Source organism: Hyunsoonleella jejuensis (genome assembly GCF_900111025.1).
Lineage (GTDB): Bacteria > Bacteroidota > Bacteroidia > Flavobacteriales > Flavobacteriaceae > Jejuia > Jejuia jejuensis.
The window spans coordinates 411903-432341 of record NZ_FOFN01000001.1 but is presented as its reverse complement, the minus strand read 5'-3'; the positions used below and the strand labels follow the sequence as shown (position 1 = coordinate 432341).

The window sequence follows — 20439 nt, the reverse complement described above, 5'->3', positions numbered from 1 at the left end:
ATGATAACAACATCAAATTTATCAAAAAAATATAGTGGAAATCAGGTTTTACATATTGAAAACTTAGAGATTCCCAAAGGACAAAGTTTTGGTTTAGTAGGCAATAACGGTGCTGGAAAAACCACATACTTTAGTTTATTGTTAGATTTAATTCAACCAACAACGGGGCATATTATTTCTAATGATATTCAAGTGAATAAAAGCGAAGATTGGAAACCATTTACGTCGGCTTTTATAGATGAAAGTTTTTTAATTGGGTATTTAACACCTGAGGAATATTTTTATTTTGTTGGCGAATTACGCGGACAAAATAAAGCTACTGTTGATGCTTTTGTGGGCCAGTTTGAAGATTTTTTCCATGGTGAAATTTTAGGAAAAAAGAAGTATTTGCGCGATTTAAGCAAAGGAAACCAGAAAAAAGCAGGTATTGTAGCCGCACTTATTGGAAACCCAGAAGTAGTGATTTTAGATGAACCTTTTGCAAATTTAGACCCTACAACACAAATTCGCCTAAAAGGTATCGTAAAAGATTTAGCCGAAACTAGAGGTGTTACTGTTTTAATTTCGAGCCATGATTTAATGCACGTTACTGATGTGTGCGAGCGTATCGTAGTACTTGAAAAAGGTGAAGTTGTAAAAGATTTAGTAACTAATGAGGCTACTTTGAAGGAGTTGGAGGCTCATTTTGCGAATTAAAGCGCCTACTATTATTAGTAAATTTAAGCAAACCCCAAACTATGCAATTCATTGTTTGGGGTTTTATCGTGTTTCCGAAGGATTTTTGCTTTAGATTGTGGTGGTTGCTTTTTGTTACGCTACAGAGAAAACAGACTTTTAATGAAAAGTCAGACCCTTGTGAAGCGTTCATAGCAACCTCCAAAATTACGGTGATTTTATAGCTTAATCGAAAAAGATGCTTATTTTTACCCACTTACATACTATATGTACTACTTTGTAGTTATTTATAACACCAAACCAAGAGGTATTGAAAGCACTTTTTAAACCTTTATTATTAGTTCTTATAAGCGCATTAACTATAACAGGTTGTTCGCGCAAAAAAAACACCTTTTTAAGCAGAAATATTCATGCTGTTACAGCGGAGTATAATGCGTTGTACAATGGTTACAATGCGTTGGAGCAAGGAAAAACATCGCTTAATGAAGGTTATGAAGACGACTATTGGGAAGTGTTACCCATTGAGCGTATGCAGATTGATGAGGATGTGATACTACCTGGACAATCTAAGAACGACAATTTTACGAGAGCTGAGGAAAAAGCCGTAAAGGCCATACAAAAGCACAGTATAAATATTGAAAGCAAGGAGTATAATCCGCAAATGGATGAAGCGTATTTGCTTTTAGGGAAAGCGCGCTATTTCGATCAGCGTTTTGTGCCTGCGCTAGAAGCTTTTAACTACATTTTATACAAATACCCTGCGAGCGATAAGATAAATCAGGCCAAGGTATGGCGAGAGAAAACCAATATTCGTTTAGAAAATGATGAATTGGCCATTAAGAACTTAAAACGTCTGTTGAGACAAGAAGATTTAGAGGGTCAGGATTTGGCTGATGCAACATCTATGTTGGCACAGGCATACATTAATACTAAATCCATAGACAGTGCTGTAACACAACTTAATATTGCTGCAGAAGCTACAAAAAGTAATGACGAACGGGGGCGTTATCGTTTTATTCAAGGACAACTTTACAATACTTTAGGCTATAAGGATAGTGCTAATATGGTTTTTGATGAGGTGATTGATTTGAACAGAAAAACCCCACGCATTTACATGATTTCTGCGCATCTTGAAAAAATTAAAAACTTCGATTACGAGAATGGTGATAAATTGCTATTGGCAGAATTACTAGAAGAACTTGAAACTAACCGCGAAAACCGTCCGTTTTTGGATAAGATTTACCACGTGATTGGTACACATCATTTAAAAAATGGTTCGGTAGAATTGGCATCACGGTATTTTAATAAATCGTTACGTACCAACACCAGAGATCAAAAGCTGAAAGCCAGAAATTATGAGATTTTAGGAGATATAACATTTGATAAACGTTTATATGCCGATGCAGGAGCGTATTATGACAGCACTTTGGCGAATCTTAAGCTAAATTCTAAACCTTACCGTACCATTAAGCGTAAGCGCGATAATCTAGAAGACGTAATTTATTATGAAGCCGTAGCCAAGGTGGATGATAGCATTTTAAATTTAGCAAACCTGTCTGATGCTGAAAAGCTGGTGTATTTTGAAAAATTCACAACAGATTTAAAAGAGAAAGCTGAGGAAGAAGAAAAAAAGCAAGAAGCGTTACAGCGCAATACAGGCTTAGCTACAGTAAACAATCAAATAGGTAACAGAAATACGAATACTGGAGTTCCTGGACAGGCGGCAGGGTTTTATTTTTATAATCCTACAACGGTAGCATTTGGAAAAAATGAATTTATAAAGGTATGGGGCGATAGGCCTTTAGAGGATAACTGGCGATGGTCTAGCAAAACATTATCTTCTTCAGGAAATGTTGGTGCTACTGCTGATATTGTGGCAAGTGCCTCAGAGGATGAGCGATTTGATCCTCAGTTTTACATATCCAAGATACCTACGGATGAAAAAATAATTGATAGTATCTCAAAAGAGCGGAATTATGCATATTATCAGCTAGGATTAATTTATAAAGAGAAGTTCAAGGAGTATAATTTATCAAAGGACAAATTTCAAGAGCTGCTGCAAAGCAATCCTGAAGAGCGTTTAATTCTACCTTCAAAATATAATCTCTATAAGATTTATGAATTATTAGGTGAAAATGACGAGGCCACAATTGCCAAAAACGATATTATTTCAAACTATCCAGAAAGCAGATATACGGCAATTTTAACCAATCCTGATTCTGTTAACGCGAAAGATGAAAATAGTCCGATAACACTTTATGAAAACTTGTACGAAGTTCACGTCGCACAAGATTATGAAACCGTTATCGAAAAAAGTGAGCAATACATCAAAACCTTTGATGGCGAACCTATTGTGCCCAAATTTGAATTGTTGAAAACCACAGCATCAGGACGTTTATATGGTTTCGAAGCTTACAAAAAAGGTATAAATTATATAGCCGTTACTTATGCGAATACCCCAGAAGGGCAACAAGCACAAAAAACTGCAAATGAAATGCTTCCAAAGCTTGAAAGTGCAGCGTTTGTTAATGATAGTATTTCAGACCATTTTAAAGTAATTTTTCAATTTGATCGTAGTAAAACAGATAAAATAGACACGTTTAAAACAACTTTAGATGAGGTTTTAAAAAACGTAAGGTATTATAAATTAAAGAGTTCCGTTGATGTTTACGATACAAATACTACCTTTGTAGTAGTGCATGGTTTAGGAAACGCGCAAGTGGCAAAAACGTTTAACCAAATATTATTAGATAAAGACGCAAAAAAAATAAAAGAACCCTACTTTGCAGTGTCGTCTGCCAATTATCAAATACTCCAAATTCATAAAAATTTAGAGACCTACTTAAACTTGAATAACCAATAAACCAAGATGTTATGTTTTCAGAAAATAAAAAAGATAAACAACTAATGGAAAATCAATCAAGCCAAAATATCATAGCCCAAGGCACTAAAATTGTTGGTGACTTTAATAGTGAAGGTGATTTTAGAATAGACGGGGCCATTGAGGGCAATATTAAAACTTCAGGAAAAATTGTAGTTGGTAAAGACGGTTATATAAAAGGTACCATACAAGGTACAGACGCTTACTTTGAAGGTAAATTTTCAGGAAAATTATCCTTATCGGGTACGTTAACCCTAAAATCTTCTGCATTTATAGAAGGCGAAGTTATAGTGGGTAAGTTGGCTGTAGAGCCAGGAGCCACATTTAATGTAACATGTGCCATGAAAGGCACTGTAAAACCAATGACAAACGGTGAGCCAGCAAGAAAAAAACAAGAAACCGAGAAAACAGCTTAAACATATTGCTGTACTTTCAGGTATTGGCATACAAATGGGCGTAATTATATACCTGTTTGTACTGCTAGGAAAATGGCTTGATGGTAAATATAATGACGGTGATAAGGGGTTTATTATAGTGATGACACTTTTGGGAGTCGCACTATCGCTTTACACTGTTGTAAAACAACTCAACCGAATTAAATATTAATGACGAATCCTTTTTTAAGCTTTTCATTAAAAGCCATAATACTACTTGCAGTTGTTTTCGGAATACACCTTCTTATTCTTCAGCAACTAAATCTACCTCTTTTTAACAATCGTATTGTGCTAAGTTACTTTGTGAATTTGATATTAGTAATAGGCATTTTTGGTGCACTCTATCTTCTTAAGAAAAAATATAAAACGCAATTAGGGTTTTTATTTTTGTTCGGGAGTGCGATAAAATTTGCTGTGTTTTTTGCACTTTTCTACCCTTTTTATAAAGATGATGGTGTTATTTCAAAGCTTGAGTTTGCGGCGTTTTTTGTGCCGTATTTAGTGGGTTTAATACTAGAAACTACCAGTCTTGGTAAATGGCTTAACAGTATGGATGAAACGCCCTCTTAACCAGTCTACAACGCGTATTTTAATTACGCTGTTTAAAAAATTATCACGCCTTAACATTTATTATTTATTTGCCTTATCGCGCTCTTAAAAAGCGATAAAAACGTATAGATGAAATAAAAAGCAAAATAGTTTTTGTTTTTGAGATAAAAACATACCTTTGCACCGATTTTTAAGCCACTATTATTTAAAGTGATATGCGAAGAAAAATAGCTTTTAAGCCAATTACATTAGTGCTTTTTTTAATGACCTTCTTGTCATATGCAAAAGATACTAACCAGCATGGAGAAACTAAGAAAGACAAAAAGACTGAGATTAAGGAATATATTCAACATCACTTACAAGATTCCTACGATTTTAGTCTAACATCTTACACCAAAGAAAATGGTGAACACGTTTATGTTGGATTTCCTTTACCGGTAATACTTTGGGACAATGGTTTAAAAGTGTTTTCATCTTCAAAGTTACATCATGGTGAAGACGTAGCTGAAGTTGATGGTAATTTTTACAAACAACATCATTCAAAATTATACAAGGTTGATGGTCCAAATGGAAAGATAATAGAAGATGAAGACGGACATGCAACCAATGCAAAACCACTGGACTTTTCAATTACAAAAAATGTAGTTGTTATTTTTTTAGTTGGTGTTTTAATGTTTTTCTTATTTAGAGGGTTGGCAAAATCATACGCTAGAAATGGTAATATTGCTAAAGGTGCTGGAAGGTTTTTTGAGCCAATTGTGCTATATATTAGAGATGATATTGCAATTCCGAATATTGGTGAAAAGAAGTACAAAAAATACATGCCGTATTTATTAACTGTATTTTTCTTTATATGGTTTATTAATATATTAGGGTTAACGCCACTAGGGGTAAATGTAACAAATAGTATATCAGTTACGGTTGCATTAGCATTAATCACCTTTATACTCACAAACTTTACAGGAACAAAAGATTATTGGAAGCATATTTTCGACCCATTAGGCGATTCTATGCCTTGGATAGCTAAAATTCCATTATACATTATACTAATACCAATTGAGGTATTAGGAATTTTCATTAAACCGTTTTCATTATTAATACGTTTGTATGCAAACATTAAAGCAGGACATATTGTTTTAATGAGCTTAATTGGTTTAATGTTTTTATTTAAGAGCTGGTTAGGAAGTCCATTATCATTTGGATTAGCTTTCGCCATTTCTTTAATAGAATTACTTGTGGCACTGCTACAAGCATATATTTTTACAATGTTGTCTGCCCTTTATTTTGGTTTCGCTTCAGAAACTCATGATCATGCAGAGGAACACGAAGGGGAAGTACAACACTTGTAAAAAATTAAATTTGAATATTAATTTTTAAATATATTTATTATGGATATCCCAGTAATGGTAGGTGCCGGTTTAGTGGTAATTGGAGTTGGTATTGGTATTGGTAAAATTGGTGGTTCAGCTATGGAAGCAATCGCTCGTCAACCAGAATCATACGGTAAAATTCAAACTGCTATGCTTATTGCAGCTGCGTTAATTGAAGGTATTGGATTCGCTGCGTTATTTGCAGTGTAATCAAAACCAAAAAAAGTAACCTTGTAACGGTTGGTTGCAAGGTTGCTTCATTTAAAAATTAAAAGACACACATAATACTAGTATATACATTATGGAAAAGTTATTAGAAGAATTTTCAATTGGGTTGTTTTTTTGGCAAACAGTATTGTTTTTAGCTTTATTCTTTTTATTAAGAAAATTTGCTTGGAAACCTATTTTAAATGCGGTTAATGAAAGAGAAGAGGGTATTAAAAATGCCTTAGATTCTGCTGAACAGGCAAAATTAGAAATGCAAAACCTTCAAGCTGATAATGAGAAATTATTAAAAGAAGCAAGAGCAGAGCGTGAAGTAATGTTGAAAGAAGCGAGAGATATCAAAAATAAAATGATTGAAGACGCTAAAGGTGAGGCTCAAGCAGAAGCATCTAAGTTAATTGCTCAAGCACAGGCAAGTATTCAAAGTGAAAAGAAAGCAGCGATTGCTGATTTAAAATCTCAAGTTGCTAATTTATCTATAAGTATTGCTGAAAAAGTAGTTCAGGATGAATTATCAAATAAAGGAAAGCAAGAAAAGTTGGTAGAGTCTTTGTTAGGAGACGCAACTTTAAATTAATAAAGTATTATGGCAGGAACAAGAGCAGCTATACGATACGCAAAAGCATTATTAAGTTTAGCCATTTCTGAAAATAAAGCAGATAAGGTTGATGATGATATGAAGCTTATTGCTAGTACTATTGCAGAAAACGAAGAGTTAAGCAATATGCTAAGCAATCCTGTTGTTAAAACAGACACTAAAAAATCGGCGCTATTAGCAATATTTCCTAAACTTAACAAGATGACTCAAGGTCTTTTTGATCTTTTGATTTCAAATAAGAGAATTGATATTTTGCTGCATATTGCTGAGAAATATAGTGTGTTATTCGACGAACATAATGGTAAAGAAACCGCACAGGTAACTACTGCCGTTCCTTTAACAAAAGACTTAGAGCAAAAAGTTTTAGCTAAAGTTAAAGAGCTTACTAGTAAAAAAGTAGAGTTGGAAAGTATAATAGATGAAAGCATTATTGGTGGTTTCATTTTAAGAGTTGGAGATAAGCAATTTGATGCAAGTATCTCTAACAAATTAAACAAGTTAAAAAGAGAATTTATATTAAATTAAAAATAAGATGGCAGAAGTAAAACCAGCTGAAGTATCAGCAATCTTAAAAAAACAACTTGAAGGTTTTGAAGCCTCAGCTTCGTTAAATGAAGTAGGAACGGTACTTACTGTGGGTGATGGTATTGTACGTGCTTACGGATTATCTAATGCACAATATGGTGAGTTAGTTGAATTCGATGGCGGACTAGAAGGTATTGTACTTAATCTTGAAGAGGATAATGTTGGTATTGTATTATTAGGTGCTTCAATAGGGGTTAGAGAAGGCTCTACAGTAAAACGTACAGGACGTATTGCTTCTATTAATGTTGGAGAAGGTATTGTTGGACGTGTAGTAGATACTTTAGGAAACCCTATTGATGGTAAGGGACCAATTCCTGGAGATACTTACGAAATGCCTTTAGAGCGCAAAGCGCCAGGGGTAATTTTCCGTGAGCCTGTAACTGAGCCATTACAAACTGGTATTAAGTCTATCGATGCCATGATTCCTGTAGGTCGTGGACAACGTGAGTTGGTTATTGGTGACCGTCAGACTGGTAAAACAACAGTTTGTATTGATACCATCTTAAATCAAAAAGAATTTTATGATGCAGGCGAGCCTGTATATTGTATATATGTCGCTGTAGGTCAAAAAGCATCTACTGTAGCGAACATTGCGAAAACATTAGAAGATAGAGGTGCTTTAGCTTACACTACTATTGTAGCCGCAAACGCATCAGATCCTGCGCCAATGCAAGTATATGCGCCTATGGCAGGTGCTGCAATTGGTGAGTACTTTAGAGATACTGGTCGTCCAGCCTTAATCATTTATGATGATTTATCTAAGCAAGCGGTAGCGTATCGTGAGGTGTCTTTATTATTAAGAAGACCACCGGGACGTGAAGCGTACCCAGGTGACGTTTTCTACTTGCATTCGCGTTTATTAGAGCGTTCAGCAAAAGTAATTAACGATGATTCTATTGCTAAAGACATGAACGACTTGCCAGATGCTTTAAAGCCAATGGTAAAAGGTGGCGGTTCTTTAACAGCTTTACCGATTATTGAAACACAAGCAGGTGACGTATCGGCATATATCCCAACAAACGTAATTTCGATTACAGACGGTCAGATATTCTTAGATGGTGATTTATTTAACTCTGGTGTTCGTCCAGCTATTAACGTAGGTATCTCAGTATCTCGTGTTGGTGGTAACGCTCAGATTAAATCTATGAAGAAAGTATCTGGTACATTAAAATTAGACCAAGCACAATTCCGTGAATTAGAAGCGTTTGCTAAGTTTGGTTCAGATTTAGATGCGGTTACTTTAAATGTAATTGAAAAAGGTAAGCGAAATGTTGAGATTTTAAAACAAGCACAAAACGATCCGTTTACTGTTGAAAATCAAATTGCAATTATTTATGCAGGTTCTAAAAACTTATTGAGAGATGTTCCTGTTGATAAAGTAAAAGAATTTGAAAGAGATTATTTAGAGTTTTTAAACGCTAAGCATAGAGATGTTTTAGATACTTTAAAATCTGGAAAATTAACTGATGAGGTTACAGATACATTAACTGCTGTAGCTAAGGATTTATCAGGTAAATATAGAGCTTAAGACATGTTGATGTCATCCTGAACTTGTTTCAGGATCTCATAATTTAGTTGAAAATAGATTCTGAAATAAATTCAGAATGACAAATAGAGATTATGGCGAATCTAAAAGAAATACGTAACAGAATATCATCGGTATCTTCAACGATGCAGATTACTAGTGCCATGAAAATGGTATCGGCTGCAAAGTTAAAGAAGGCACAGGATGCTATTACCGCAATGCGTCCTTATGCTGATAAGTTAACTGAACTTTTACAGAGTTTGAGTGCAACTTTAGATGCCGATTCTGGGAGTAAATTTTCTACGCAACGCGATGTTAAAAAAGTACTTATTGTTGCAATAACTTCTAACAGAGGTTTGGCAGGTGCTTTCAACTCAAACATCATTAAAGAAGTGAGTAGACTAGCTACAGAAAATTATGCAAATCAAGAGGTATCATACATTGCAATAGGTAAGAAGGCTAACGATGCATTTAAAAAGACCAATAAGGTTATTGCAAACCATAGTGGGGTTTTTGATGATTTAACCTTTGATAATGTAGCAACCATTGCTCAAGATTTAATGGATAGATTTGTTGCTGGCGAATTTGATAAAATTGAAATTGTTTATAACAAATTCAAAAATGCTGCAACACAGATTGTAATGACCGAGCAATTTTTGCCAATTGTACCTGTTGAAGGTGCAGTTGTAAATAATGCAGATTATATTTTTGAACCAGGGAAAGCTCAAATTGTAGAGCAATTGATTCCTAAGTCTTTAAAGACACAATTGTACAAAGGTATTAGAGATTCTTTTGCTTCTGAACATGGTGCGCGTATGACTGCAATGCATAAGGCAACTGATAACGCAACTGAATTAAGAGATCAGTTGAAATTAACATACAATAAAGCACGTCAAGCTGCAATTACTAACGAAATCCTTGAGATTGTTGGTGGAGCTGAAGCTTTAAACAATTAATGATTTAATATTGTCATGCTGAACTTGTTCAGCATCTCATCGTAATTAACAAAAGCCTAACTTTTTTGAGTTAGGTTTTTTTGTTTTAAAAACCCTATTTTTAGCATAACAAAATACCTGTTCTTGAGCGGCATTAAATCACTTTTTAAACAAACATTTATCTACGGTTTAGCAACTGTGTTACCAAGAATGCTTACCTTCTTGTTGACGCCACTTTACACAGAAGTGATGGCTGTAGGTGTTTATGGGAAGGTTTCTATTATATTTTCATGGTTTGCTATTTTTAATGTGATTTTAGCCTATGGGATGGAAACAGCGTTTTTTCGTTTTTTCAATAAAGAGGAAGACAAAGATAAAGTGGTTGGAACAGCTGCATTATCCGTTATTTTTACATCGTTCGCAATATTTGTTTTAGCCTTTATGTTTAAAAATGAAATAGCTGAAATCACTGATATACAGCCCGAACATATTAGTTTTGTGGTATGGATTTTACTTCTAGATGCTTTAGTAATCATTCCATTTGCTTGGTTAAGAGCTAAGGCAAAACCTGTAAAATATGCTATAATTAAAATCGCAAATGTAGCTATCAACATTGGTCTTAACTTGTTTTTCTTTTTGTTGTTAAGTGGGTTAGCAAAAAACGGAGGTTTTTTTGAAACCGCATATAAACCTGATTTTGAAATAAATTATGTACTTATTGCCAATGTGGTTGCAAGCGCTATTACGCTTTTGTTAATGCTGTCTTTTTATAGCAAGATCAAATATGTATTCGATACTAAATTATGGCAGCACATGTTGCGCTACGCATTCCCAGTACTTATAGCAGGGTTAGCCTACACCACTATAGAAACCTTTAACCGTATTTTATTGGATAGTAGTTTGTCCACTGCCGAACATCCTGAGCGTGAAGTTGGGATGTTTTCGGCTTGTTATAAGCTAGCATTGTTTATGACGTTGTTTGCCACAGCCTTTCGTTTAGGTATAGAACCCTACTTTTTTAGTCATTCAAATAGTAAAAACCCACAGAAAAACTATGCCAGAATTTTAGAATATTTTGTGGTATTTGGCTCTGTGATTTTATTGATGGTTGTTGTGTTTTCAGATGTTTTAAAAGTTATCATTATTCGAGATGAAGACTTCTGGGAAGCCATGTGGATTGTTCCTATCATTTTAATTGCCAGTTTATGTTTAGGGATATATCATAACCTTTCTGTATGGTATAAAATCACCGATCGCACCAAATTCGGAGCTTATATTTCTGTAGTTGGAGCTATAATTACTTTAGTATTAAATATTTGGTTAATTCCTATTATGAGCTATAAAGGATCTGCCATTGCAACTTTGGTAGCTTACGGTACTATGGTGTTATTATCGTATTACTTCGGTAGAAAATATTATCCAATAGCTTATAATTTGAAGAAGATAGGAATATATTTAACGGTTTCCATACTGTTTTCAGTAGTATACTTTTATCAATTTAGGACTAATTATATTGTCGGAATTTCTATGTTAGTTGTATTTTTGGGAATCGTTTATTTTTCAGAGAAAGATGAACTAAAACAATTATTAAGAAAATAAATTAATGTCGTGCTGAGCGCGGTCTAAGCATCTTTAATATTAAATTCATGAAAATTAAAATCATAAACAAATCCAGCCATGAGTTGCCACATTACGAAACCATTGCTTCGGCTGGTATGGATTTACGAGCCAACATATCCGAATCAAGAGTTTTAAAGCCATTAGAGCGCAGTATTGTCGGTACAGGACTCTTTATAGAGCTTCCAGTAGGTATTGAAGCCCAGGTACGCCCAAGAAGTGGTTTAGCGGCAAAAAAAGGCATTACAGTACTTAATGCTCCTGGAACTATTGATGCCGATTACAGAGGTGAAATAGGCGTAATTTTGGTTAACTTATCTAATGAAGACTTTACCATCCAAAACGGTGAGCGTATTGCACAATTAGTGATTGCGAAACATGAGCGTGCGGAATGGGCTGAGGTAGAGACGCTTTCTGAAACTGATAGAGGTGAAGGAGGATTTGGAAGTACTGGAACTAAGTAATTAATGAATTACGATTGACGATTTTTGATAGCAGAATTATAACAAAATTAGTGAACTCAACACAACGAATAAACAATTAAACACATAAACGAATCAACCTTAAAAAATGAAAATAATAGTCCCCATGGCAGGTCGAGGCTCTCGATTACGCCCACATAGTTTAACAGTACCAAAACCGTTAATTCCGGTTGCGGGTCAACCTATAGTGCACAGACTTGTTAAGGATATAGCAAAAGTATTAAAGCAGCCTGTTGATGAAATAGCGTTTGTTTTAGGAGACCCTGCATGGTTTGGAGACGATGTGGTATCTAGTTTAAAAGATTTAGCCAAAAGCCTAGGAGCAAAAGCCTCAATTTACCGACAGGATAAACCTTTAGGAACAGGGCATGCCATTATGTGCGCGAAACCTTCGCTTTCTGGACCAGCAGTCATTGCATATGCAGATACATTGATTAGGGCAGAATTTGATTTAGATCCTGAAGCAGATAGTGTTATTTGGACAAAACAAGTAGATAATCCAGAAGCTTACGGTGTGGTAAAGCTGAATAAAAATGATGAAATAGTAGAGTTAGTTGAAAAACCAGAGACTTTTGTGAGCGACCAAGCCGTAATTGGCATTTATTATTTTAAAGATGTTGCTGTTTTAAAAGAAAAACTGCAAGAAATTTTGGATGAGAACGTTGTGAACGGTGGTGAATACCAAATTAATGATGGTATAAAGCGTATGATGGCCGATGGAAAAATATTTAAAACAGGAACTGTTGATGAATGGATGGATTGTGGTAATAAAGCCATTACCATAGAAACTAATCAACGGATGCTGGGCTTTTTAAAGGCGGATGGCGAGGAACAATTGGTGGCAAGTTCAGCGAAGTTAGAGAACGCAAATATTATTGAGCCTTGTTTTATTGGAGCAAATGTGGTATTGAAAAATACAACCATTGGGCCGTTTGTGTCTATTGGAAATGGTACGGTTATTGAAAACTCAACTATTGAGAATAGCTTAATTCAAACCAACACAGAAATTAGAAATGCTAAATTGAAGAATGCCATGATTGGAAACAATGTGACCTATAATGGCGAATTTACTAGTATTAGTATTGGTGATTATTCGGTTTTGGAATAAAATTCCTTTGAAAAAAGGAATCTATTTGTAGACAAGTGTAAGCTTAGTGCATGCTAAATGATGGCGGATAAGTGCGTTAGGGATAGAAGTGGATAGCCCACAGCCCGACGCAGGAGGTGCGAGGACTAGTAACGGATAGCCCGACCGCGCTTCGAGAGCCTAAGCGATCGAGCGGGGTAACGCCCTAAAATATATGTAATGAAACGATTATTTTACATATTTTGTTTTTTCGGAATATTAGTTATTCCTAGCTTTAGCTATACCCAAGTGGATTTTAATAAAACTCCAGATGATGATTTAGGTATTGTTGAAGACCAATTTCAAGAACTGTTTTTTGAAGCCTTGAAACAAAAAGGTATTGAAAACTACGATAGAGCGGTAGAAGCACTTATAAAATGCATCGATATAGATAAAGAACCGGCAGTTTTATATTTTGAGTTGGGTAAAAACTACATGAAATTAAAGAATTTTGGTGCAGCTGAAGAGGCATTAAAAAAAGCTGTTGATAAAGCTCCTGATAACGAATGGTATTTGGATGAACTTTATGGCTATTATGCATCGCAAAATGACTTAAAAAATGCGCTTAAAACCGTAAAGCAACTGGTGCAGTATCATCCCGATTATAAAGAGGATTTGGCAACGCTATACGTTAAGATGGAAAAGTATGATGATGCACTTGAGATTTTAGATGAATTGGATGCTTCCTTTGGTATTTCCGCAGCACGTGATGTCTTGCGTAATAGAATATACAAGGCCACAGGACGTGCAAAAGAGCAAATAGAGAATTTAGAATCTAGAGTTGATAAGAATCCTAATAATGAAACCAATTATTTGGCCTTGATTTATCGCTATAGCGAACAAGGAGACACGGAAAAAGCATTCGAAACAGCGCAGGAATTACTTAAAATTAAACCAAATTCCCAAGTGGTACACTTGGCACTTTATAAGTTTTATTTGGACAGAAATGAAACAGAGGAAGCTATAAAATCTATGAAAATTGTAGTGCAAAGCAATGCCATTAAGCCAGACGCTAAATTAAAAGTACTGTCTGATTTTGTAAATTTTGTAAAGCTACATCCAGAATACGAAAAGGAGCTCGTTGAAGCTACATCGCTTCTTGAGGGTACAGCCAATGCAAAGTCCCTGACAGATTTAGGGCAATATTATCTACAAAAAGAAGATAAGCAAAAGGCCCTAGAACACTTTCAGGAAGCTTTGAAGTTAGATAGCAATAATTTCGGTATTTTAAAAAACGTAATGCTATTGCATATAGATTTACATCAGTTTGAACTGGCAAAAGCTAAAAGTGAAAATGCCATGCAAACCTATCCAGCGCAACCTTTATGTTACCTGATAAATGGTATAGCCTTAATTGAGTTGCAACATGCGAAAGACGCTATTGATGTTTTGGAATCTGGGTTAGATTGGATTGTGGATGACACGAAGATGGAAGCCGATTTTTATAACCAACTGGCCCGTGCGTACGAATTGCTTAACAATACCAACAAGGCAAAAACGTTTAGGGATAAGGCGAATGCGCTTAAATCGTAATAAGATAATTTAATGAGACCTCAAATTTTGAAAAAACCCCACATTTTATCTTTATGTCTGTTCCTATTGTTTTTTGGGTTTACAGGATGTAAATCGACAAAAACTGTAACAGCAGGAGATAGTAACTTAAAGCTTTCTGCGAAGCAATTGATTAAAGAGAACCAAAAACAGGCTCCAGAGTTTAAAACGCTGCAATCAAAATTAAAAATCACCTATTCTGAAGGTGATAAAACCCAATCGCATACGGTTAGTTATCGTATGGAGAAAGACAAAGTGTTGTGGATGAGCGCTACATTTGGGATTATTAGAGCAAAAATCACCCCACAAAGTGTAGCATTTTATAATAAGTTAGACAACACGTATTTTGAAGGTGATTTTAAATATTTTAGTAAACTGCTGGGCACAGCATTAGATTTTGAAAAAGTACAGAATATTATTTTAGGTGAAGCCTTGTTCAATTTAAAGGATGAGACTTATAACGTTTCGGTTTATGAAGGCAAATATGTACTGCAACCTAAAAATCAGCGGGAATTATTTGAAATTTTCTTTTTGGTAAATCCGTCACTTTTCAAGGTGACATCGCAACAATTATCGCAAATGTCGGAACAACGGCATTTACAGATAGACTATTTAGCGCATCAAGAAGTAGATAAACAGGTGTTGCCAGAACATGTAAAAGTAATCGCTGTTGAAGGTACTAAAGAGCTTATAGCAGAATTAGAATTTAAATCGGTGTCGCTTAATGAAGATTTACGATTTCCATTTAAAATTCCATCAGGATTTAAGAAAATAGAGTTATAATGCGTTCCAAAACTCACATAATTCGAGGTGTTTTTGTACTCTTTATTTTTATGGGGAGCACCGTGGTTTTTGCCCAGAGCAATACCCAAAAACAATTGGAAACACGTCGCCAAGAACTACGTAGGGAAATTCAAAAAATCAACGCTTTACGTGCTGAAAATAAGTCTAAGGAGAAATCGCAACTATCACTTATAGAAGACTTCAACTATAAAATAAGTGTGCTTAATAACTTAATTAAAGTTACAAATCAACAAGCAAATTTATTAACGCGAGAAATCAATAATAACCAAAAACAAATAGACAACCTTCGTGATGAGTTAAAACTCTTAAAAGATGACTATGCTGCTATGATTGTAAAATCATATAAAAGCAAAAATCAGCAAAGTCGCATTATGTTTTTATTATCTTCCAACGATTTCAAGCAAGCTTATAAGCGCTTGCAGTACATGAAGCAGTACACAAGCCATCAAAAGGAACAAGGTGAAACTATAAAGGCTAAAACGGCCAAATTACAGCAAATAAATAAAGATTTGCTCGTTCAAAAGGAAGACAAACAAAAGCTGATTGCCGAAAACAAAAAAACACAGAAAACGTTAGAAGAGGAGCGTGCGCAACATAGTTCTATCATGGCGTCCATTCAAAAAGACTTGAAGAAATACACGGCTCAAATAAAATCAAAACAGCGGGAAGCCGCTAGAATAGATAGAGAAATAGAGCGCATTATTAAAGCAGCCATTGCAAAATCTAATAAGGCCTCGAGCACATCAACATCTAGAAGTTCCAATTTTGCGCTCACGGCGGAAGAAAAGGTGTTGGCTAGTAATTTTATAGCCAATAAAGGAAAACTACCTTGGCCTGTGGAAAAGGGTTTTGTAAAAGCACGTTATGGGAAACAACCTTCGTTGATTGATAAATCTTTAACCGTTCAACGTAATGGCGTTTTAATTACCACAGAAAAACAAGCGAAAGCTAGGGTTATCTTTAATGGTACTGTAATTAAAGTTACCGCCATTAGAAACTCCAACCCTATGGTAATGATAAGGCACGGTAATTACATTACGGTGTATAAAAACCTCTCTAAAGTTTATGTAAAAGAGGGAGATACGCTTAAAACAAAAGACGTTATTGGTGAGGTTTCTACAAATGTAGAAGTAGACACCATCCTCAGTTTTTCTATATTTAAGGATGCCACAACACAAAATCCTGCAAGTTGGATTTACAAGATGTGATTTTAATAAAAAAGTGCTTTTAATTCCGTAGCATCATCGGGCTTAATTTTTCCAGCTAGCAATAAACTTAATTGTTTACGTCGCAATGCTGCATCAAAACGCTCTTTTTCTAGTTTGGTTTCAGGAGTAACTTCAGGTACTTTTACAGGACGTCCTGTTTCATCAACAGCTACAAATGTGTAAATAGCTTCATTAGCCTTTGTTCTAGCGCCAGATTCTCTATCTTCCATCCACACATCAATATAAATCTCCATAGACGTATTAAACGCTCGAGAAACTTTAGCTTCAACAGTAACCACACTCCCCAAAGGCACCGCGCGATTAAACGCTACATGATTTACAGAAGCTGTTACCACAATACGTCTACTATGGCGTCTTGCAGCGATACTAGCTGCACGATCCATACGTGCTAAAAGTTCACCACCAAATAAGTTGTTTAAAGGGTTGGTTTCACTAGGTAAGACCATATCGGTCATTGTAGTTTTCGATTGTTCCGGAGTCTTTGCTTGCATCTCTAAATTTTGATGCTGCAAAGTTACGTATTAAAGCAATAAAGTAAACAGTAATCTTTTGTTAAACTAGTCCAGCTTCTGTACCAGTAACCACGCATCTTTATTATGCGTTTTTTTGATAGTTCTCAATGCTTTAAGCGCATCAAGCCTGCCTTCGTAGCTCGCATAAGCTACTTGATGTAAACCATAGCGATTTGCACCAATTTTTCTTGCACTAAAGCCTTCAGATTTTAATTGTGCTACTTTTTTATCGCAGTTATCTTCAATTCTAAAAGCACCAGCGACAATATGATAATTGCCCGTTTGTTTGGTAACATTCAAAGTAATCGCTGGAAGGGGATTCAAACTAAAAGTAGCCTCTTGAATTTTAGTATCTAATTGCTGTTTTGCTTCTTCTTGAGCCAACATATTATGGGCTTCAATTTGACCAACGTAATATTTTGATGCCATTACACCACCTAATGTTAATGCAATCAATGCAACAGCGGCATATTTTAAATACCCTCTATTTTTACGCTTTTCAGGAGTGATTGTAATAGGTGCAGTTTCCTCAATAGCTTCAACGGTTTCTTTGTAAACCTCTCGCGTAACAACTTCCGATTCAAATTGAGATAAACCAAAAGCGTCAGTAAGATAATTGAGGTTATACGAAGGTTCAAAAACTATTTTTCCTTCAGAGTTAAAAATAATTTCACCTATATTATTAAACGTGATGGTTTCTCCTTGGGTCAAATATGACTTTAAGATTTTTACACGTTTTTTTATTTTTTTTACTGCAACTTCAAAAGGAATTTTTTCTACATCAGCAATATAACGTGCTAACAAACCATCATTATTTTGGATTTGCTCGTTAAAAGCAATGACTTTTCTTGGTGGATAGAACGAATTAGTAGTTTCATTTACGGTAGCTGATTGACGCTCAGTTAAAAACGCACCAAAGTCAGGTACAATCACACATTCGTATCGGTATAATAAATCGCTAATGAAGGTTTCCAGTTGCATAAGGCAAATTTAAAAAAATATGGTTTCTATTAAATTTTTGACTTAACTATTTATTAACAATGAACTCGTGTAGACTTTTTTGATTGAAGCGAAAAATAAAGATTTTTTGTTCAGTTAAGGCATTTTTTCGTTGCATAGCCTTAGTTACGGAACTAAAAAATAACGAAAAATGGGCAAAAAAGATTATTTTGTAGCCAATTAGAAAAAGCCTAGATGAGTTCAATAAAAAATCCTTTTCTTGCAGTAGAATTTCAGATGTTTAAATGACAGAAAACGAACTACTTTACACCTTAGCCTTACAGCATGTGCCAAATGTTGGAGACATTATTGCGAAACGCCTCATTGCACATTGTGGTTCTGCTGAAGCGGTATTGAAAGAAAAAAAAGCACGCCTTTTAAAGATTGATGGTATTGGCGAATATGTGTTAAGTGGACTCTTTGATCCGCAACATTTAGTTGAGGCCGAAAAGGAAATTGCTTTCATCGAGGAGAACGCTATAAAAGTGTCTTATTTTGAAGACACTGATTATCCTGAAAAATTAAAGCATTGTATTGATGGCCCTATTTTATTGTTTCAAACAGGACATATTAATTTAGAGCAGCAGCATATTATTAGTATTGTTGGTACCAGAAAAATTACAACTAATGGCATTGCTTTTTGTGAAAAATTAATTGAAGCTTTAAGACCCTATAACCCTATAATTGTTTCAGGTTTTGCATATGGTACAGATATTACGGCGCACAAATTGGCGATAAAACATAATTTACAAACTATAGGTTGTTTAGCACACGGATTGAACCAAATTTACCCAAAAGTGCATAAAAAGTATATGGCTGATGTTGAGAAAAACGGAGGTTTTTTCTCTGATTTTTGGAGTACAAGTAAGTTTGATAAAACCAATTTTTTAAAACGAAATCGTATTATTGCAGGCCTAAGTGAAGCTACAATTGTGATAGAATCTGCTGAAAAAGGCGGTAGTTTGGTTACTGCAGATATTGCCCATTCCTACAACCGTGATGTTTTTGCAGTTCCTGGGCGCGCTACAGACCAATTTAGTATGGGCTGTAACAATTTAATTAAATACCAAAAAGCACATATGATGACTTCTCCTTTAGATGTGCCTTATATATTAAATTGGCAACTGGATGCTTCGACAAGCTCAGCAGCCAAAAATAACATACAAAAACAATTGTTTGTTGAGTTGGATGATACTGAAAAGCTTATTTACAATTATTTAAAAGACAACGAAAAAGCACAACTCGATACAATCGCTTTAGGGTGCTACTTACCTATTTTTAAAACTGCAAGTATCTTATTGAATATGGAATTAAAAGGTGTGGTAAGACCTTTACCTGGTAAGTTGTTTGAGGTTATTTAATACCCAACCTTCTTACGAACCCTAGCCAAAACGCTGTCAGCCACTTTTTTTGCCTTTTCAGCACCAATAGCTAAAGCTTTGTCAATTTCGTTAAGGTTATTCATGTAGTGATTGTAACGCTCGCGAGGTTCAGCAAATTTTTCTATAATTAATTCATATAGGGCTTGTTTAGCATGTCCGTAGCCATAACCACCTTTTTCGTAATTAGCTTTCATTTCAGCAATTTGAGCATCATCTGCTAATAAACTATAAATTGCAAAACAATTACAGGTTTTCCAATCTTTAGGGTCTTCAAGCGGCGTACTATCCGTTTTAATAGACATAATCTGCTTACGCAGTTTTTTATCCGCTAGAAATATATTAATCGTATTATTTCTACTCTTGCTCATTTTTTCACCATCCGTTCCAGGAACTAGCATGGTGTTTTCTTGAATTTTCCCTTCAGGCATTACAAAAGTATCGCCTACTTGCGCATGAAAACGAGAGGCTACATCACGTGTCATCTCAATATGTTGCAATTGGTCTTTCCCTACAGGAATGATGTTGGCATCATACAATAAAATATCGGCAGCCATAAGCATTGGGTAGGTAAATAATCCAGAATTTACATCTTCCAATCTATCAGCTTTATCTTTAAAACTGTGGGCTAAGGTTAAACGTTGGTACGGAAAAAAGCAGCTTAAATACCAAGACAGTTCGGTTACTTGAGGAATATCGCTTTGTCTGTAAAATACGGTTTTTTCGATATCTAAACCAAAAGCCAACCAAGTTGCAGCAGTAGAATAGGTGTTTTCTCTAAGTGTAGCAGCATCTTTAATTTGCGTTAAGGTATGCAGATTTGCAATAAACAAATAGGAGTCGTTTTTTGGGTCTTCGGCCATTTTAATTGCTGGCATAATTGCGCCTAAAATGTTTCCTAAATGTGGTGTTCCTGTACTTTGTATGCCTGTAAGTATTCTTGCCATTTCGTCATTCCCGCCA

General features: G+C 35.1%; 22 protein-coding genes. 19 read left to right on the top strand and 3 right to left on the bottom strand.

Annotated features, from left to right (window positions below; genetic code table 11):
• The 18 genes from BMY39_RS01855 to BMY39_RS01775 all read left to right on the top strand — a co-directional run bounded on the left by BMY39_RS01855 (position 1) and on the right by BMY39_RS01775 (position 16565).
• The gene (locus BMY39_RS01855; RefSeq protein ID WP_092574666.1) at positions 1-696 is read left to right on the top strand and encodes an ABC transporter ATP-binding protein; all 696 of its coding nucleotides are present in this window, start codon (positions 1-3) and stop codon (positions 694-696) included.
• A gap of 41 nt (positions 697-737) precedes the next feature.
• Positions 738-899, top strand: coding sequence for a hypothetical protein (locus BMY39_RS15150; RefSeq protein WP_218140990.1), 162 nt, complete (start codon positions 738-740; stop codon positions 897-899).
• Between the two features lie 86 nt (positions 900-985).
• Positions 986-3538, top strand: a complete 2553-nt coding sequence (gene porW / locus BMY39_RS01850; RefSeq protein WP_092574664.1) for a type IX secretion system periplasmic lipoprotein PorW/SprE — start codon at positions 986-988, stop codon at positions 3536-3538.
• An 11-nt stretch (positions 3539-3549) separates the two neighbouring features.
• Positions 3550-3972, top strand: a complete 423-nt coding sequence (locus BMY39_RS01845) for a bactofilin family protein (protein ID WP_092574662.1) — start codon at positions 3550-3552, stop codon at positions 3970-3972.
• Complete coding sequence (locus BMY39_RS01840) at positions 3929-4162, top strand: AtpZ/AtpI family protein (protein WP_245738133.1); 234 nt, start codon at positions 3929-3931, stop codon at positions 4160-4162. The genes BMY39_RS01845 and BMY39_RS01840 overlap by 44 nt, the downstream gene beginning before the upstream one ends.
• Positions 4162-4560 carry a hypothetical protein gene (locus tag BMY39_RS01835; protein ID WP_092574655.1) on the top strand — a complete coding sequence of 133 codons (399 nt, stop codon included), beginning with the start codon at positions 4162-4164 and terminating at the stop codon, positions 4558-4560. The genes BMY39_RS01840 and BMY39_RS01835 overlap by 1 nt, the downstream gene beginning before the upstream one ends.
• A 194-nt stretch (positions 4561-4754) precedes the next feature.
• Positions 4755-5888, top strand: coding sequence for a F0F1 ATP synthase subunit A (gene atpB / locus BMY39_RS01830; RefSeq protein ID WP_092574649.1), 1134 nt, complete (start codon positions 4755-4757; stop codon positions 5886-5888).
• Positions 5889-5927: 39 nt separating this feature from the next.
• Positions 5928-6119 (top strand): ATP synthase F0 subunit C, encoded by a 192-nt coding sequence (atpE, locus tag BMY39_RS01825; RefSeq protein WP_092574644.1) that lies wholly within the window; start codon positions 5928-5930, stop codon positions 6117-6119.
• 91 nt (positions 6120-6210) lie between these two features.
• The gene (locus BMY39_RS01820; RefSeq protein WP_092574642.1) at positions 6211-6711 is read left to right on the top strand and encodes a F0F1 ATP synthase subunit B; all 501 of its coding nucleotides are present in this window, start codon (positions 6211-6213) and stop codon (positions 6709-6711) included.
• Between the two features lie 9 nt (positions 6712-6720).
• On the top strand, positions 6721-7257 hold the full coding sequence (atpH, locus tag BMY39_RS01815; protein WP_092574640.1) for an ATP synthase F1 subunit delta: 537 nt from the start codon (positions 6721-6723) through the stop codon (positions 7255-7257).
• 7 nt (positions 7258-7264) lie between these two features.
• Positions 7265-8845, top strand: coding sequence for a F0F1 ATP synthase subunit alpha (gene atpA, locus BMY39_RS01810; RefSeq protein WP_092574638.1), 1581 nt, complete (start codon positions 7265-7267; stop codon positions 8843-8845).
• 92 nt (positions 8846-8937) lie between these two features.
• On the top strand, positions 8938-9798 hold the full coding sequence (gene atpG, locus BMY39_RS01805; protein WP_092574636.1) for an ATP synthase F1 subunit gamma: 861 nt from the start codon (positions 8938-8940) through the stop codon (positions 9796-9798).
• A gap of 123 nt (positions 9799-9921) precedes the next feature.
• A complete protein-coding gene (locus tag BMY39_RS01800) occupies positions 9922-11376 on the top strand; it encodes an oligosaccharide flippase family protein (protein WP_092574634.1) in 1455 nt (484 codons plus the stop codon).
• A gap of 47 nt (positions 11377-11423) precedes the next feature.
• Positions 11424-11858: a dUTP diphosphatase gene (dut, locus tag BMY39_RS01795; RefSeq protein WP_092574632.1), complete on the top strand. Its 435-nt coding sequence runs from the start codon at positions 11424-11426 to the stop codon at positions 11856-11858.
• 106 nt (positions 11859-11964) lie between these two features.
• Complete coding sequence (locus BMY39_RS01790) at positions 11965-12984, top strand: sugar phosphate nucleotidyltransferase (RefSeq protein ID WP_092574630.1); 1020 nt, start codon at positions 11965-11967, stop codon at positions 12982-12984.
• 198 nt (positions 12985-13182) lie between these two features.
• Positions 13183-14535 (top strand): tetratricopeptide repeat protein, encoded by a 1353-nt coding sequence (locus BMY39_RS01785; RefSeq protein WP_092574628.1) that lies wholly within the window; start codon positions 13183-13185, stop codon positions 14533-14535.
• Between the two features lie 27 nt (positions 14536-14562).
• Complete coding sequence (locus BMY39_RS01780) at positions 14563-15336, top strand: lipoprotein insertase outer membrane protein LolB1 (protein ID WP_245738130.1); 774 nt, start codon at positions 14563-14565, stop codon at positions 15334-15336.
• Entirely contained in the window at positions 15336-16565 is a 1230-nt protein-coding gene (locus BMY39_RS01775) for a murein hydrolase activator EnvC family protein (protein ID WP_092574625.1), read from the top strand. The genes BMY39_RS01780 and BMY39_RS01775 overlap by 1 nt, the downstream gene beginning before the upstream one ends.
• A gap of 2 nt (positions 16566-16567) precedes the next feature.
• On the opposite strand, the gene BMY39_RS01770 is transcribed toward BMY39_RS01775, so the two are convergent.
• Together BMY39_RS01770 and BMY39_RS01765 are read right to left on the bottom strand one after the other, a co-directional pair.
• Positions 16568-17077, bottom strand: coding sequence for an acyl-CoA thioesterase (locus BMY39_RS01770; protein ID WP_092574623.1), 510 nt, complete (start codon positions 17075-17077; stop codon positions 16568-16570).
• 66 nt (positions 17078-17143) lie between these two features.
• Positions 17144-18079, bottom strand: a complete 936-nt coding sequence (locus BMY39_RS01765; RefSeq protein WP_092574621.1) for an HU domain-containing protein — start codon at positions 18077-18079, stop codon at positions 17144-17146.
• A 263-nt stretch (positions 18080-18342) separates the two neighbouring features.
• Here BMY39_RS01765 and dprA point away from each other — a divergent pair, with 263 nt between their 5' ends.
• Complete coding sequence (gene dprA / locus BMY39_RS01760) at positions 18343-19458, top strand: DNA-processing protein DprA (protein ID WP_092574619.1); 1116 nt, start codon at positions 18343-18345, stop codon at positions 19456-19458.
• On the opposite strand, the gene trpS is transcribed toward dprA, so the two are convergent.
• On the bottom strand, positions 19455-20423 hold the full coding sequence (trpS, locus tag BMY39_RS01755) for a tryptophan--tRNA ligase (RefSeq protein WP_092574617.1): 969 nt from the start codon (positions 20421-20423) through the stop codon (positions 19455-19457). The genes dprA and trpS overlap by 4 nt on opposite strands.
• Positions 20424-20439 lie beyond the last annotated feature (16 nt).